Origin of the sequence: Pseudomonas sp. M5 (genome assembly GCF_016907075.1) — a bacterium.
Classification (GTDB): Bacteria; Pseudomonadota; Gammaproteobacteria; order Pseudomonadales; family Pseudomonadaceae; genus Aquipseudomonas; species Aquipseudomonas putida_E.
This window is the reverse complement of sequence record NZ_JAFBBH010000001.1, coordinates 1,417,417-1,432,750: the sequence shown is the minus strand read 5'-3', so window position 1 is coordinate 1,432,750 and position 15,334 is coordinate 1,417,417. Positions and strand designations below refer to the sequence as shown.

13 protein-coding genes are annotated in these 15,334 nt (G+C 62.7%); 11 read left to right on the top strand and 2 right to left on the bottom strand.

Annotated elements, in window-relative coordinates; all coding sequences use genetic code 11:
* Positions 1 to 84 precede the first annotated feature (84 nt).
* The 8 genes from JOE27_RS06535 to JOE27_RS06500 all read left to right on the top strand — a co-directional run bounded on the left by JOE27_RS06535 (position 85) and on the right by JOE27_RS06500 (position 9,126).
* Positions 85 to 1,323 carry a 3-hydroxyacyl-CoA dehydrogenase gene (locus JOE27_RS06535; RefSeq protein ID WP_204918321.1) on the top strand — a complete coding sequence of 413 codons (1,239 nt, stop codon included), beginning with the start codon at positions 85 to 87 and terminating at the stop codon, positions 1,321 to 1,323.
* The gene (locus JOE27_RS06530) at positions 1,320 to 3,107 is read left to right on the top strand and encodes an acyl-CoA dehydrogenase C-terminal domain-containing protein (RefSeq protein ID WP_204918319.1); all 1,788 of its coding nucleotides are present in this window, start codon (positions 1,320 to 1,322) and stop codon (positions 3,105 to 3,107) included. Before JOE27_RS06535 ends, JOE27_RS06530 begins: the two co-directional genes overlap by 4 nt.
* Before the next feature lie 41 nt (positions 3,108 to 3,148).
* Complete coding sequence (locus tag JOE27_RS06525; protein ID WP_204918317.1) at positions 3,149 to 4,312, top strand: iron-containing alcohol dehydrogenase; 1,164 nt, start codon at positions 3,149 to 3,151, stop codon at positions 4,310 to 4,312.
* Positions 4,313 to 4,314: 2 nt separating this feature from the next.
* Positions 4,315 to 4,746, top strand: coding sequence for a thioesterase family protein (locus JOE27_RS06520; protein WP_115274428.1), 432 nt, complete (start codon positions 4,315 to 4,317; stop codon positions 4,744 to 4,746).
* Positions 4,747 to 4,996: 250 nt separating this feature from the next.
* The gene (locus JOE27_RS06515) at positions 4,997 to 6,838 is read left to right on the top strand and encodes a DUF1302 domain-containing protein (RefSeq protein WP_348632631.1); all 1,842 of its coding nucleotides are present in this window, start codon (positions 4,997 to 4,999) and stop codon (positions 6,836 to 6,838) included.
* A 20-nt stretch (positions 6,839 to 6,858) separates the two neighbouring features.
* The gene (locus tag JOE27_RS06510) at positions 6,859 to 8,178 is read left to right on the top strand and encodes a serine hydrolase (protein WP_046785773.1); all 1,320 of its coding nucleotides are present in this window, start codon (positions 6,859 to 6,861) and stop codon (positions 8,176 to 8,178) included.
* Positions 8,179 to 8,272: 94 nt separating this feature from the next.
* Positions 8,273 to 8,707, top strand: a complete 435-nt coding sequence (locus JOE27_RS06505; protein WP_204918313.1) for a YeeE/YedE family protein — start codon at positions 8,273 to 8,275, stop codon at positions 8,705 to 8,707.
* A 2-nt stretch (positions 8,708 to 8,709) separates the two neighbouring features.
* Positions 8,710 to 9,126, top strand: coding sequence for a DUF6691 family protein (locus JOE27_RS06500; protein ID WP_204918311.1), 417 nt, complete (start codon positions 8,710 to 8,712; stop codon positions 9,124 to 9,126).
* 20 nt (positions 9,127 to 9,146) lie between these two features.
* On the opposite strand, the gene JOE27_RS06495 is transcribed toward JOE27_RS06500, so the two are convergent.
* Positions 9,147 to 10,037, bottom strand: coding sequence for a LysR family transcriptional regulator (locus JOE27_RS06495; protein WP_012314987.1), 891 nt, complete (start codon positions 10,035 to 10,037; stop codon positions 9,147 to 9,149).
* 138 nt (positions 10,038 to 10,175) lie between these two features.
* On the opposite strand from JOE27_RS06495, the gene JOE27_RS06490 reads away from it, so the two are divergent.
* Both JOE27_RS06490 and JOE27_RS06485 read left to right on the top strand, forming a co-directional pair.
* Entirely contained in the window at positions 10,176 to 11,549 is a 1,374-nt protein-coding gene (locus JOE27_RS06490; RefSeq protein ID WP_115274432.1) for a nucleobase:cation symporter-2 family protein, read from the top strand.
* Between the two features lie 40 nt (positions 11,550 to 11,589).
* Positions 11,590 to 12,972 (top strand): amidohydrolase, encoded by a 1,383-nt coding sequence (locus tag JOE27_RS06485; protein ID WP_204920624.1) that lies wholly within the window; start codon positions 11,590 to 11,592, stop codon positions 12,970 to 12,972.
* Positions 12,973 to 13,120: 148 nt separating this feature from the next.
* On the opposite strand, the gene JOE27_RS06480 is transcribed toward JOE27_RS06485, so the two are convergent.
* On the bottom strand, positions 13,121 to 14,158 hold the full coding sequence (locus JOE27_RS06480; protein WP_204918308.1) for a sensor domain-containing diguanylate cyclase: 1,038 nt from the start codon (positions 14,156 to 14,158) through the stop codon (positions 13,121 to 13,123).
* Positions 14,159 to 14,444: 286 nt separating this feature from the next.
* Between JOE27_RS06480 and JOE27_RS06475 the strand changes: the two genes are divergently transcribed.
* Positions 14,445 to 15,305, top strand: a complete 861-nt coding sequence (locus JOE27_RS06475) for a CAP domain-containing protein (protein WP_204918306.1) — start codon at positions 14,445 to 14,447, stop codon at positions 15,303 to 15,305.
* The last annotated feature ends 29 nt before the right edge of the window (positions 15,306 to 15,334 follow it).

The window sequence follows — 15,334 nt, the reverse complement described above, 5'->3', positions numbered from 1 at the left end:
ATGGAAAATTAGAATTTCAAAAATAGTAGGCGCCTGACTAGGGTGAGGGCAATGCCTTCACCTACCGAATCAGGAGTGTCACGCGTGAGTACTTCCTACAACGTTCAGCAGACGGCCGTGATCGGGGCCGGGACCATGGGCCGCGGCATCGTCATCAGCCTGGCCCGTGCCGGGCTGCCTGTGCTGTGGCTGGACAACGACCCCAGCGCCACCGAGGCTGGCCTTGCCATGCTCGCGCAGACTTGGGCCCAGCAGGTCGCCAAAGGCCGTATCGACCAGGCCCAGGCCGATGCCTACCTGGCGCGGGTGCGGCAGGTAACGGCCTACACCGAGCTGGCCGAGGCCGACCTGGTGATTGAAGCGGTGTACGAAAACCTGGCGCTCAAGCAAGAGATCTTCCGCACCCTGGACAGCACGCTCAAGCCTGAGGCGATCCTGGCCAGCAATACCTCGGCGCTGGACATCGATGCCATCGCCGCCGTCACCGGGCGGCCTGAACAGGTGTTGGGGCTGCACTTTTTCAGCCCGGCGCATGTGATGAAGCTGCTGGAGGTGGTGCGCGGGCAGCTTACCGCGCCCGCAGTGCTGGACGCGGCTGTGGCGCTGGGCCAGCGCATGGGCAAGGAGGTGGTGGTGGCAGGCAACTGCCCCGGTTTCATCGGCAACCGCATGCTGCGTACCTATGTCGCCGAGGCCCGGCAGTTGCTGCTCGAGGGCGCCACACCGCGGCAGGTGGACGAGGCGCTTCAGGGGTTCGGCTTTGCCATGGGCCCGTTCCGCATGTATGACGTGGTCGGCATCGACCTGGAGTGGCGCGCACGTCAACTGGCCGGGGAGGGGATGGATGCCCCGTTGGTCCAGGTCGACAATGCCTTGTGCGCGCTCGGCCGTTTCGGGCAGAAGGTTGGCCAGGGCTATTACCGTTACGCACCCGGCAGCCGCGAAGCCTTGCATGACCCCGAGGTCGATGCCTTGGTGCTCAAGATCGCTCAGGACCTTGGCGTGCGTCGGCGTGCGATCGACGACGAAGAGATCCGTGAGCGCTGCCTGCTGGCGCTGGTCAATGAAGGGGCGAAAATTCTTGAGCAGGGCATAGCCAGTGGTAGCCAGGACATCGACCGGGTCTACCTGCATGGCTACGGCTTCCCGGCAGAGACGGGCGGGCCGATGTGCTGGGCCGATCAACAAGGGCTGGGGCTGCTGCTGGCAAGGTTGGAGCGGCTGCAAGGCCTGTTTGGCGAACATTGGCGCCCGGCTGGTCTTTTGATGCGGCTGGCGGCGGCTGGCAAACAGCTGGCAGACGTGAGCGAGGGCCGCGTATGAACTACCGAGCCCCCTTGCGTGACATGCAGTTCGTCCTGCATGAAGTCTTCGATGTGACGCAACATTGCGCCCGCCTGGGCAACGGCCTGGACCGTGAAACCATCGATGGCATCCTTGAACAAGGCGCTCGCTTTGCCAGCGAGGTGGTGGCCCCGCTCAATCGCCAGGGCGACGAGCAGGGCTGCCGCCTGGAGCAAGGGCAGGTGCTGACCCCCGAAGGCTTCCGCCAGGCCTACCGGCTGTATGTCGAGCAGGGCTGGGGCGGCATGACCGGCCCGGCCGAGCACGATGGCCAAGGCCTGCCGCAGATGGTTGCAGCCTGTTTTCACGAAATGCTGATGAGCGCCTCGCTGGCGTTTCGTATCTATTCGGGCCTCACCGAGGGTGCTGTGCTGGCCCTGCACCGGCATGGCAGCCCGGCGCTCAAGCGCGACTACCTGGGTAAGCTGGTCAGCGGCGAGTGGGCCGGCACCATGTGCCTGACCGAGCCGCAGGCTGGCACCGACCTGGCGCTGCTGCGTACCCGTGCCGAGCCGCAAGGCGATGGCAGCTATCGCATCAGTGGCAGCAAGATCTTCATCAGTGGCGGCGACCAGGACCTGACCGACAACATCATCCACCTGGTGCTGGCCCGGTTGCCCGATGCGCCGGCCGGAGTGCGCGGCATCAGCCTGTTCCTGGTGCCCAAGTTCGAGTGCGCGGCTGACGGTGGGCCGGGGGGGGCCAACGCCCTGGGCTGCGGTGCCCTTGAACACAAGATGGGCATCAAGGGGGCTGCCACCTGCGTGATGAACTTCGACGGCGCCCGCGGCTGGCTGGTGGGTGAGGCCAATCAGGGCCTGGCCTGCATGTTCACCATGATGAACGATGCGCGCTTTCAGGTGGGGCTGCAGGGGCTGGGCATTGCCGAAGCCGCGTTCCAGGGTGGCCTGACCTACTCCCGGGAGCGCTTGCAGTCGCGCAGCCTGGCCGGCCCGGTGGCGCCCGAGCGCAGCGCCGACCCGATCATCTGCCACCCTGACGTGCGGCGCATGCTGCTCACCCAGAAGACCCTCAGCGAGGGCTGCCGGATGCTGGCGGCCTACGCCGCCCAGGCGCTCGACCTGGAACAGGGTGCGGCGCAGCCTGAAGTGCAGGCCGCCGCCGGGCGTCGGGCGGCGCTGCTGATTCCGGTGGTCAAGGCCTTCCTCACCGATGTCGGCCAGGAGGTCGCCAGCCTGGGCGTGCAGCTGTATGGCGGCCATGGCTACATTCGCGAGTGGGGCATGGAGCAGTTGATGCGCGACAGCCGGATCACCCAGCTGTATGAGGGTACCAATGGCATCCAGGCCCTGGACCTTGTGCGCCGCAAGGTACTGGCCGACGGCGGCGAGCAGCTGCGCCTGTTGATCGATGAACTGCTGGAGGCGGCGCACGAGTGCCGCGCAGATGACCTGACAGGGATGGCCGGGGCAGTGACCCTGCGCTTGCAGGAGTGGCGCAACCTGAGCGCCGAGGTGCTCGACGCCTGCCGCTGCGACCCCCAGGAAATTGGAGCGGTGTCGGTCGATTTTCTTGCCTATTCAGGCTATGTGCTGCTGGCTGCGTTGTGGCTGCGGGCGGCCGAGCGGGCCAGTGCGGCACTGGCCGCTGGCAGCGGCGACAGCGCGTTCTACCAGGCCAAGTTGCACGCAGCGGACTTTTACTGGCGGCGCATCCTGCCGCGCGCAAGTGCCCACTGTGAGGCGTTGCGTGGCGGCGCCCCGTGCCTGATGAGCCTGGATGAAGCGCACTTCGCCTTCTGATCGCTGTGCCGTTCACCCACAAGAACAAAAGGAACATGAACATGCAGCCATTCAGTTTTGCCACCACCGCCCAGCTGCTCTGTGAACCGGGCGCCGCTGGCCGCTTGGCCCAGCTGTGCCAGCAACGCGGCGTGCGCCGCGTGCTGATCGTCACCGACCCCGGTATCGTCAGCCTGGGGATGCTTGACGATGTACTGCCTGGCTTCACCCGGGCGAACCTGAGCGCGGCGATTTTCAGTGATGTCAGCGCCGACCCCAGCCATGCCTGCGTGCTGGCTGCCGTCGGCCGGGCCCGGCATATCGGTGCCGAGCTGATTGTCGGTTTCGGTGGCGGCAGCTCCATGGACGTCGCCAAACTGGTGGCGCTGCTGGCCCACCCAGGGTGCGACCAGACCCTGGAGGCGGTGTATGGCATAGACCAGGCCAAGGGCCAGCGCCTGCCCCTGATTCAGGTCCCTACCACCGCCGGCACCGGCTCGGAGGTCACGCCCATTGCCGTGATCACCACCGGCGAGTGCGCCAAGATGGCGGTGATTTCACCGCTGCTGCTGCCTGACCTTGCGCTGCTCGATGCCGAGCGCACCCTGGGCCTGCCACCGGCGATCACCGCCGCCACGGGCATCGACGCGATGGTCCATGCCATCGAAGCCAGCACCAGCAAGTTCAAACGCAACCCACTGTCCAGCTTGCTGGCTCGCGAGGCCTTGACACTGCTGGCAGGCAACCTCGACCAGGCGGTGCACAACGGCGGTAATCTGCAGGCCCGTCAGGCCATGCTGCTGGGGGCCTGCCTGGCCGGCCAGGCGTTCGCCAACGCACCGGTGGCTGCGGTGCACGCCTTGGCCTACCCGCTGGGGGCGCGTTTCCACGTACCGCACGGGCTGGCCAATGCCTTGGTGCTGCCGCATGTCATGAGCTTCAACCGTAGCGAGGCATTCGCCGACTACGCGGCGCTGGCGCCGGCGCTGTTGGGCGAGCGGCTGGTGCCTGGCGGCCCCCATGAGTTGTGCAGCCAGTTCATTGCCGAACTGGAACAATTGGCACCACGCTGCGGCTTGCCGAGCCGGTTGCGTGATGTCGGCGTGCCCCGGCACAGCTTGCAACAGCTTGCCGAAGAGGCCCTGCAGCAGCAGCGCCTGCTGGTGAACAACCCGCGCAAGGTCACTCTCGCCGATGCTGTCGAACTCTACCAGGCGGCGTTCTGATCATGGCCAGGGAACGCCCGCTACGCGGCGCCTATCGCCACTTCCAGCCGATCACCACGCGCTGGCACGACAACGACCTGTATGGGCATGTGAACAATGTCGTCTACTACGGGTTTTTTGACAGCGCCGTGAACACCTGGCTGATCGAGCATGCCGGTCTGGATATCCACCGCGACCCGGTCGTGGCCTATGTGGTCGGGTCTGCTTGTGACTACTTCGCCGCGGTCGCCTTTCCGCAACGCATCGAAGTGGGTATCGCGGTCACGGGCACAGGTAACAGCTCGGTGCACTACGCGCTGGCCGTTTTCGTCGAGGGCGAGCCTGAAGCGTGCGCAGCCGGTCGCTTTACCCATGTGTTCGTTGACCGTCGTGAGCAGCGCGCGGTTGCCATACCAGGCAAGGTGCGCAGGGCCTTGGAACTGTTGGCTGTTTGAGGTCATCTGGGGGGCGCTCGATTGACGCCACCCCACCCCAGCCAGGCCCCCGAACGCCTCGCCCAACCTCCGCCCAGGCCATAACAATCCGGCATGGCACTGATCCGAAGACGCTATTTGTGAGCCCGCTTTCACTGCCCCGATAATCCACATTACCGATACCGCCAGCCTGGGCGGCCGGTACCTCATCTGTGGTACCCCACCTTTCACTCTCGAATAAAACAACAAGAGGTTAAGAGTGAGCGTATACATCCATTTCTGCCGGCGCCAAGCGCCGCTGGCGGCTCTATGCTGCCTGCTCGCCACCCCGGCGGCTGCCGTGCAATTCCAGGCCGGCCCGCTCGAAGGCCGCTTCGATACGGCGCTTTCGTTCGGCACTGCCGTCAGTACAGCCAACCCCGACAAGCAACTGTTGCAGGCCGCCAACAGTAATGACGGCCGGCGGAACTACCGCTCGGGTGATGTGTTCTCGGCCATTTTCAAAGCAACCCATGACCTGGAACTGCAGCGGGACAACGTCGGGGTGTTTCTGCGCGGCACCTACTGGTATGACACGGTGCAGCGCGACCACAGCCAGCGTGCTGTCGACATCGACGACCACAACCGCCAGGCATCGGCCAAAACCGCCGCAGCGGAACTGCTCGATGCGTTTGCCTATGCCCTCTACGACATCGACGGTGAGCCCGGCTCAGTGCGCCTTGGCAATCAGGTGGTGAACTGGGGCGAAAGCCTGTTCATTCAGGGTGGCCTGAACGTGATCAGCCCGTTCAATCAGGCCGCACTGCGCCGGCCAGGCTCGGAAGTCAAAGACGCGCTGGCGCCGGTCAACCTGTTGTATGTCACGCAAAACATCAACCAGGCCCTGTCATTCGACGCCTTCTACCAACTGGACTGGGAGCAGACCCGGTTGGACAACTGTGCGACCTTCTTCTCCGGCAATGACTTCATGCCCGAGGGCTGCCAAGGCCTGGATGTCGGTGGGCAGATGGTCACCAACCCGGGGGTTTCCCAAGCGCTGGCGTCCATGGGCGTGACGCTTGCCGATGAGGGCGTGCGCGTGCCGCGCGGGGCCGACCAGGATGCGCGCAATGGAGGCCAATGGGGTTTTGCCTTGCACTGGTATGTCCAGTCGCTGGATACCGAGTTTGGCCTGTTCGCGGCCAACTACCACAGCCGCTCTCCCTACCTGGGTACCGTCAGCAGCCGCTACTTCGCCAATACCGGTTTTGCCAGGGACTTGTGCGGCAACATTGGCGTGCCCCTGTCCGGCTGCGGTGCCTTCCTGGCTTCGAGCGCGGGGCAGACCGTGGCCGGCGCCCTGCGCATGGGAACCTCGCAGTACCTGGCGCAGTACCCTGAGGATATCCGGCTCTACGGCATCACCTTCGCCACCACCCTGCACAACGGTACCGCTGTGCAGGGGGAGTTGAGTCACCGCCCCAACCAGCCGGTGCAGCTCAACGGCAACGATGTACTGCAGTCGCTGCTCAACGCCCCGGGCCGCAGCCCGCTCAACGCCGAAGGCCTGCGCCCTTCGACCGACGATACGTTGTTCGACGGTTATCGACGCAAAGAGGTGACCCAGGCCCAAGTGTCGGCAGTGCAAGCGTTCAGCCAGGTCATGGGGGCCAACCAGCTGCTGTTGATGGGGGAGGTGGGCGCAACCTATGTGGGTGGGCTCGAGGGGCGTTTCGGGCCGCGCTATGGCCGTTCCGGGGCCTACGGCAACGGAGAGCTGGCCGACAACAGCCTTTGCCAGGCGATTTCGAAAAGCCCTGGCGACTGCAACGGCGAAGGGTTCGTCACGCCGTTTTCCTGGGGCTACCGCCTGCGCGCGACCTGGAGCTATCAGAACCTGGTCCCGGGCGTGGACATCCGTCCCAACCTGGCCTGGTCCCACGATGTGAAAGGCTATTCGCCTGCCGACGGCTCGGGCTTCAATGAAGGCTCGCGCTCGATCAGCCTGGGCGTCGACGTGGCGCTGGCCAGCAAGTACTGGGCAAGCCTTGCCTACACCGATTATCTCGATGGCGATTACGGCACCCGCGGCGACCGCGACTATGTGGCATTCAGCGTGGGCGCCAACTTCTAGACCAACCCAGGAGCAAGACAATGTCCAAACGCAGCATGCACGCTTCACCCGCCAACCTGCCGGCCATCGCTCTGATGCTGGCCAGTACACTTGCCCCGGGCATGGCCAGCAGCGCACCGGCAGAGCAGGGCGTGATGCAAGGGTTTCCACCCGCACCGCAGTTGCGCGTGAACCAGGCCAACGCGTTCCAGCCACCTTACCTGCGCTGGTCCATGCGCCACGCCCGCGAGGTTTCGCCGACCCGGGGCATCGGCCGCGCTTCCACACCGTTAGCCTTGCCAGCAGGCACCGAGCTGCCACTGGACCAGGTGGCGTTCAATGCCGGCGAGCAGCCCCTGACGTTGGCGAGCTACCTGCAACAGACCAGCACCGACGGGCTTATCGTGCTGCACCGTGGCCAGGTGGTGTACGAGCGTTATCTGGAGGGCTTCCAACCCGGCCAGCCGCATATCTGGGCCTCGATGACCAAGTCGGTGACTGGCCTGATCGCCGCCCAACTGATCGCCGAAGGCACGCTGGACCCGCAACGTACACTGGCGCATTACGTGCCGGAACTCAGCGGCACGCCGTTTGGCGAGGCGACGGTGCAAGCCAACCTCGACATGCAGGTGGCTGTGGAGTACCCGCCGCAAGTGCCGCCGGACCTTGGGCTGTTTGCCGCTACCGGGTTGATACCTCGGGCCGAGGGCATGCCGGGGGATATCTACAGTTTCCTCCAGCACGCACGAAAGGCGTCGGGCTCAGGCGCCAAACCGTTGTTCTTCTACCAGAACGGTTCACCCGAAGCGTTGGCCTGGGCGCTGCGGCGCATCACCGGGCTGAACTGGGCCCAACTGGTTGAACAACGTATCTGGTCACGCTTTGCCCAGGACGATGCCTATGTTCAAGTCGACCCGCTCGGTACCGAGATGGCCAGCGGCGGTATCAGCTGCAACCTGCGCGACAGCGCGCGCTTCGCCGAACGGGTGCGCCGTGAGCTGGCCCGTGACGTCAAGGATGACAGCTTCAACCAAGCGGTGCGCAGCACTTTCCAGCCCGCCGACCCGGCGTTGTTTGCCCAAGGCAACCTTGCCCCCGGCCGCCCGGGCTACGCTTATCGCAACTACTGGTTCCAGAAAAATGATGGCGACGGCTCAGTCGAGGCCAGCGGGCGCTTCGGCCAGAAAATCTATATCAACCCGCGCCGCGAAGTGGTGATCGTCAAGCTGTCGGCCACTGCCGACCAGGCCCGGCGCGCCACCCGTGCCGACGGTGAGGCGAAAGTCACTGCGCGCGTGGTGGACTCGCCGGCGACGTTCAACGGCATGGTCACTGCGGTGTTGGCGGCGCTGCCGGGTTGAGCGGTGTGGGGCGCCTGGCAAATCGTTATCATGCCTGCCATGTTGATGTGCTGTTCAACGCCCTATACCAGCTTCACTGCGCCGGAGATGCAACATGAACATTGATTGGATCAACTTCACACCCTGGAGTGCTTTGGGGGGAGGGGCCTTGATCGGGCTGGCCGCCAGCCTGTTCATTCTGGCCAATGGTCGCATCGCCGGCATCAGCGGCCTGCTTGCAGGCGTGCTGCAATGGGGCAGTGAGGGCTGGGGCGAGAAGGCGCTGTTTCTTCTCGGCCTGCTGATCGCGCCATTGGTGTGGGGGCTGTTCGCCGTGCTGCCGGAAATCGAGATCGACACCTCGTGGCCGGCGTTGGTGATTGCCGGGCTGCTGGTTGGCCTTGGGACACGGTACGGCTCAGGCTGTACCAGTGGCCACGGTGTGTGTGGAGTCTCGCGCTTGTCACCCCGTTCAATCGTGGCCACGGTGTGCTTCATGGCCAGCGGTTTTGCGACCGTGTACGTCATCCGCCATGCGCTGGGGGCCTGAGAATGAGCAAGTTGACAGCTTTTTTCGCCGGCTTGATCTTTGGTCTTGGCCTGTTGTTGGCAGGCATGGCGAACCCCGCCAAGGTGTTGGCTTTTCTCGATGTGGCCGGGGCCTGGGATCCGTCACTCGCACTGGTGATGGCAGGGGCCATCGCGGTGGCGGCTGCTCCGCTGAACTGGGCACGCAAACACAAGCGGTCGTTGCTTGGCGCCCCCATGCAGATACCTGTGAAAAGGGAGCTGGACGCCCGCCTGATCGGTGGCAGCCTGGTGTTCGGCATAGGCTGGGGCATTGCCGGCATCTGCCCGGGGCCTGCGGTCGCCATCTCGCTTATCGGGCACTGGCAGGTACTGGTATTCGTAGTGGCAATGCTGGCGGGGATGTATGCGTTCACTGTGCTGCAGGGGCGTACATCTTGATGAGGTCTGCGTTCTAATTTTTACGTCGCTATCGGCGTTCGCCCCAGCGCCTCACGCAGCCAGGTACCCGCTTTGCCCAAACGCAAGCCTGACGACCAGACAAGGTCGACGCCTACCGTCCAATCGGTGTACGGGTAAGCTTCCAGCTGCAGTTCCACAAACTCCCCATTGGGACCCAACGCTTGTATCAGTTGCCTGGGCACTGTGGCCCATCCCATGCCTGCGCGCAGCATGCCCATCAAGGTCAAATAGCTTTCTACACGCCAATGGTTGGGTGAATTCAGGTATTCACTGGTGGGCAAGCGGTCCTGGAAGGGGAGGTAGATCAACTGTCGGTAGTTGCTCAATTGATTGAAGCTGACGGTGGGCATTGCGACCAGAGGGTGTTGGCGGCCGACGACGTTGCTGAACGTGATGCTGCCAAGACGTATGAATTGCAGATTTCGCGGGTAATGAGTGCGGGTACACATCATGGCAAGCAATAGTTTTTTGTCTTCGATCATTGTCAGTACATCCTGCCCGCAAGGATGCAACACAGTAAGGTCGACATGGGGGAACCGGCGGGAGAATTCCTCTAGAACAGGTGCAAGGGACTGATAGGGGATCGCCTCGTCGATGCTGATCACTAGCTCAGTCTCCAACGCCTGCGCCAGGCTGCTCGCACGACTTTCCATGTTGCAGCACTGACCCAGAATGGCCTCGGCGTCACGCAACAAGGCCCTGCCTTCATTGGTGAGTTGTGGATAGCGCTGACTGCGATCAAACAGGGTAATTCCCAGATCGATTTCCAGGTTGCCAACGGAAATGCTCACAGCGGATTGCGACTTGCCCAATTTGCGTGCTGCGGCCGAAAAAGAGCGCTCACTGACGACCGCAGAAAAAGCGGCCAGTTGTTCAAGAGACAACCTCATCGCTGCTCCATAAAAAAATTAAATGGGACCCATTTTTACAACGGGTACGGGCTGGCGCATGGTGGTGCTGCGCTACCCATAACCACAATAACTATTTATTTCATCACTGCCTCGACAATACGTTTCAGGAGAGGACAAATGACCCCTAGCGTGCACCCGGTAGATCAGCGCTTACCGCTGATACAAACTGCAGTACTTGGCTTTCAGCATGTGCTGGTGATGTATTCGGCCTGCATTATTGTGCCGCTGATCCTCGGCGCTGCACTGAAACTTCCCAAGGACCAGTTGACCCTGATCATAAATGCCGATCTTTTTGCGGCGGGCCTGGCGACGCTCTTGCAGTGCGCGGGCAACCGTTTTTTCGGCATTCAGCTGCCCATCATGATGGGCGTGACCTTCGCTTCGGTCACGCCGATGATTGCCATCGCCGTGACCCCCGGCCTCGGCCTGCCGGGCGTGTATGGTGCGATTATCGCGTCGGGTCTGTTTGGTTTTCTGTTCGCCCCGGTGATGGGGCGGCTGCTGCGCTATTTTCCGCCGGTGGTGACGGGGACTGTGTTGCTGGTGATCGGCATCAGCCTGATGCGCGTTGGCATCGACTGGTCAGCCGGCGGACAACCAACGCTGGCTGATGGCGGGCCCAATCCGGATTACGGCAACCCGGTCTACCTGGCTATCTCGCTGGCTCAGTTACTGTTGATTCTAGGGCTCAACCGATTCGCTAAAGGCTTTATTGCCAATATCGCAGTGTTGCTGGGTGTATTGGTCGGTTTTGTGATTGCCTTCATTCGCGGGGATATCGTCCTTGATGGCATCGCTCAAACGCCTTGGTTCTCCACCATCACGCCCTTTGCGTTTGGCCCGCCGACGTTCGACGCCGTGGCCGTGATCTCAATGTGCATGGTGATGTTGGTGACCATGGTCGAGTCGACGGGGATGTTCCTGGCATTGGGAAGCATGGTCGACCGGCCCACCAGCCGCCAGCGCCTGGTGCGCGGACTTCGTGCCGATGGCATGGGCGCGATTGTCGGCGGCGTATTCAATGCATTTCCCTACACGTCGTTTTCGCAGAACATCGGCCTGGTCACCATGACCGGGGTCAAGAGTCGCTATGTGTGCATAGCCGGTGCGCTGATCCTCATCGCCCTCGGGCTCTTTCCAAAACTGGCGTATGTGGTGGCGTCGACACCGCAGTATGTGCTCGGCGCCGCCGGCATGGTGATGTTCGGCATGGTTACGCTCATGGGGGTGCGCATCCTGTCTACGGTTGACTTCGAGCAGTCGCGCTACAACTTGCTGATCGCCGCCACCAGCGTTGGCATTGGCATGATCCCGATGGTTTCCCCGCTGTATTTCCACCACCTTCCCCAATGGAGTCGGGTGTTCACCGAAAGCGGGATCATTCTCAGTGTGCTCACTGCACTGATCCTCAACCTGGTGTTCAACGGACCTACCAAAACAGATGAAGCGCAGGCCAGTGCGGCGCGTAACGCGGTACTTGGCGAAAGCTGAATACCGGCCCTCCAGAAACATTCATAAAAGGTCGAACATGATGATCAGTGAACTCCTGAGGGCTGACGTGGTGCTTACCATGGACGCCTTTAACACCGTCATTGAGGATGGCGCCGTATTGATTTGCGACGGCGTGATTGCCGACGTCGGCCCGGCAACTGAGCTGCTCACCCGGTATCCCGAAGCCAAGGTCCGGCGCCTGACCGATCGGCTGCTGATGCCCGGGCTGGTCAACACCCACTGCCATTCCGGCATCCTTCGCGGTACGGCGGAAGGTTTGCCGGTTTGGGACTGGCTGCAGCAGTATATTGACCCCATGCACCGCGTTCTGCTGCCCAGCGAAGCACGCCTGGCTTCCATGCTCTGCTATAGCGAAGCGCTGTTGTCCGGCACCACGACTATTGTGGACATGTGGCGGTACATGCACGGTAGCGCCGAAGCGGCCAATGAGCTCGGCATCCGGGCGGTGCTCGTGCCATATGTAGCAGAGCACCCGGACCATGACTACTTCGAGACGTTGGACAGTAATGAAACCTTGATCGAGCGCTGGCATGGTGCAGCCAATGGCCGCATCAATGTCTGGGTCGGCCTGGAGCACCTGTTCTATGCAGTGCCCAAGGCCTGGCAACGAATTGCTGATATCTGCAAAGCCAATGACGTCGGATTCCACACCCACAGCAACGAAAGCCGCTTCGATGTTGAAGAAACCCTTCGCCGCCATGGCATCAGGCCCGTCCAGGCTTTGGAAAAGTTTGGCCTGCTCAATGCCAGGAAGGTGTTGCTCGCTCACTGTGTCTGGGTGGACGATGCCGAAATTGCTTTGATGGCCGAGCGCAAAGTCGGAGTGGCACACAACCCGGTCAGCAATATGAAACTGGCCTCGGGTGCCGCACCGGTGGAAAAAATGCTGGCGGCCGGCGTCGCGGTCGGTTTGGGGACCGATGGCGAGAAAGAAAACAACAACCTGGACATGTTCGAGGAAATGAAAGTGTCATCGCTGTTGGCCAAGTTCGTCAGCCTCAATGCTGCTGCCCTCGACGCATGGTCGGTTTGTCGCATGGCGACCATTGACGGCGCCCGCGCGCTGGGTATGGACAAGCAGATAGGCTCCCTGGAAAAAGGCAAGGCAGCGGACATCATCGCGGTGCGCATTGATACGCCAAGAATGACACCGGTGATCACCCAAGGACCGCTGGCCAACCTTCATCACAACCTCGTCCATGCGGTCCAGGGTGGGGATGTCGACATGACCATGGTGGCCGGGCGGGTACTGGTCGAAAACGGGCACTTGAAAAATGCCGAGCTGGATGTGTTGATCACAGAGGTCAACGTCATCGCGCCTGCATTGTTTGCCCGACGTAAAGCCTGGCTCGAGCAAACTGGCGTATCGGTCAATGAGCTCCAGCGCGTAGCGACTTCATAAGGTCGGCTCCAGGCAGACGGCCGACATACAGGGCACGGCCAGGGCCCCATCCTGACGCGAGCGGTGCGGTGGTATCCCTGGGCGTGGTCGAGTCGGATCTGGCGGCTTTCGGTATCGAGCTGGAGCACCAGTGCCTTGCGGCTTTCGCTCAGGCTACCGATTGCACGTAAACCACCCGGTCCCGCCCATTCTGCTTGGCGCTGTAGAGCCCGGTGTCGGCGCGTTCCAGCGCCTGGTCGAGGTGCTCGTCATCGTTGAGCAGCGTGCAGCCGATGCTCAGGCTGACCCGTAGCGGGCCTGTGGAAAGTTGTACCGGCTCGCTGCCGATCATCTGCCGAACCCGCTCGGCAATCCCCTTGAGCTCTTCGCTGTCGTTGACCCTGACCAGAGCGACGAACTCCTCACCGCCCTGGCGCACCACGAGATCGTCCGGGCGCAGGGCTGCGCGCAGGCGGCGGGCGCATTCGCAAAGCACCTGATCGCCGCTGGCATGGCCATACCTGTCGTTGATGCTTTTGAAATGGTCAAGGTCCGCATAGATCGCCCCCAGGCGCAGGCTGCTCTGTGCTGCCCGGCGCCGCTCGTGGTCCTGAAACGCTGTCAGACCGTTGCGGTTCCACAACTGCGTCAACGGATCAAGCATGGCCTTGCGCTGCTCTCGGTCCATTTCCAGGCGCAAGTCACGGTTACTCTGGATCAGGCCACGCAGCTGCAGATAACCCTCTGCAAGCGTGGCCAGGTCCTTGAAGTTCGCTTGCTGCGTTTCGTTCAGCGTGCGCGGGCGGGGGTCGAGCATGCACAATGTCCCTATGGCCTTGCCATTCCCCGCGCGCAGGGGGTGCCCGGCGTAAAAGCGGATATAGGGTGCGCTGATTACCAGCGGGTTGTCGACGAAACGCGGGTCATGCGTGGCATCGGGCACCAACAATGTGCCCTCCCCAAGGATGGCGTAGCCACAGAAAGAAACGTTGCGCGGCGTCTCGCTGGCCTCCAGCCCGATACGTGCCTTGAACCACTGGCGCTCCTGGTCGATCAGGCTGATCAGCACCGTGTCCACGTGTGCCAGTTGCTGGGTAAGCCGTACCAGGGTGTCGAGGTAATGCTCGGCCGGCGTATCGAGCAGGTGCATCTCATCCAGCGTGCGCTGGCGAGCTGCTTCGTCGGTGGGGAGGGGGCAAGCTGGCATGGGACTTCCTTTTTCTGGGGGCGGGCGGCGCCTGTCAAAGGCCGCAGCACTCTCTGCGAGGTCAGGATCGGCTGGCGATTGTCTACCAAAACCGGCTGTTCTGGTATAGGAGCCAAACCGCTCCGTTTCCAGGCCAAGTGCGGAAATCTGGCGGCCACGCCCCAAGCCAGCGTTTCGCTCTACCGACAAATCATCATTGCCGCTTGAACCTTACTTGAGACGCCCAGTCTGAGCCGAGCCCCTTCAAGTGGCTTTGCTGCCGTCATCCTTCTTGAGCCGTTCGCCCATGCGCCACGCTGTCCGCTACTCCGCCATTTTTTCGTTTTGCCTCGTTGCCTTGCTCTCCTTGTTCGTCAGCCCCGCCCATGCCAGCGGGGAGCGGCAACTGGTAAGGGCCATCAACGACTACCGCGCCCAACCACAGCGCTGCCAGAGAGGCCTGGTTCAGGTGTCGACGCCGCTGGCATTAAAGTCGAAGCTGGCGTTGCCTGCCGGCTATAGCGGTGGTTTGCGGGAAGGGTTGAAGGCTGTCGGCTACCAGGCGGTGAGGGTGCGGGCCATCCGTCTGGTCGGCGCCCGGGATGCCGAGGAGGCCTTTGACATGCTGCGCAGCGACTACTGCGCTGCTTTGCTCGATAGCCAATTTGCCGATATTGGTATCAGTCGCGACCGGAACGTGTGGCGGGTAGTGTTGGCGCGCCCCTTGCTCGATGCCCAGCTCGGCAATGGTCAATCCGTTGGCAAAGCGTTGCTGGCACAGGTCAACGCAGCACGGTCGAAGCCGCGTCTGTGTGGCCGCCAGCGCTTCGCCGCTGCACGTCCGTTGGCCTGGAATACCGCCCTGGGCGCGGCTGCGCAGAGACACAGTCGGGCGATGGCCAACGCCAACTTCTTCGCGCACCGCGACCCCAACGGCGATCTACCGGCAGACCGGGCGCGCGATGCCGGGTACCGTGGACGCCAGATCGGCGAAAACATTGCCGCCGGGCAAGGGGCTGCGAGCAAGGCGATGGCAGGTTGGCTGGCCAGCCCCGGGCATTGCGCCAACCTGATGAACCCGATGTTTACCCAGGTGGGCGCTGCTTTTGCTGCGAACTCGCGTAGCGATGAGGGTGTGTACTGGACGATGCTGTTCGGCGCGCCTTGAAAGTGGGCGCGCCTTTGGGGGCAAATTCA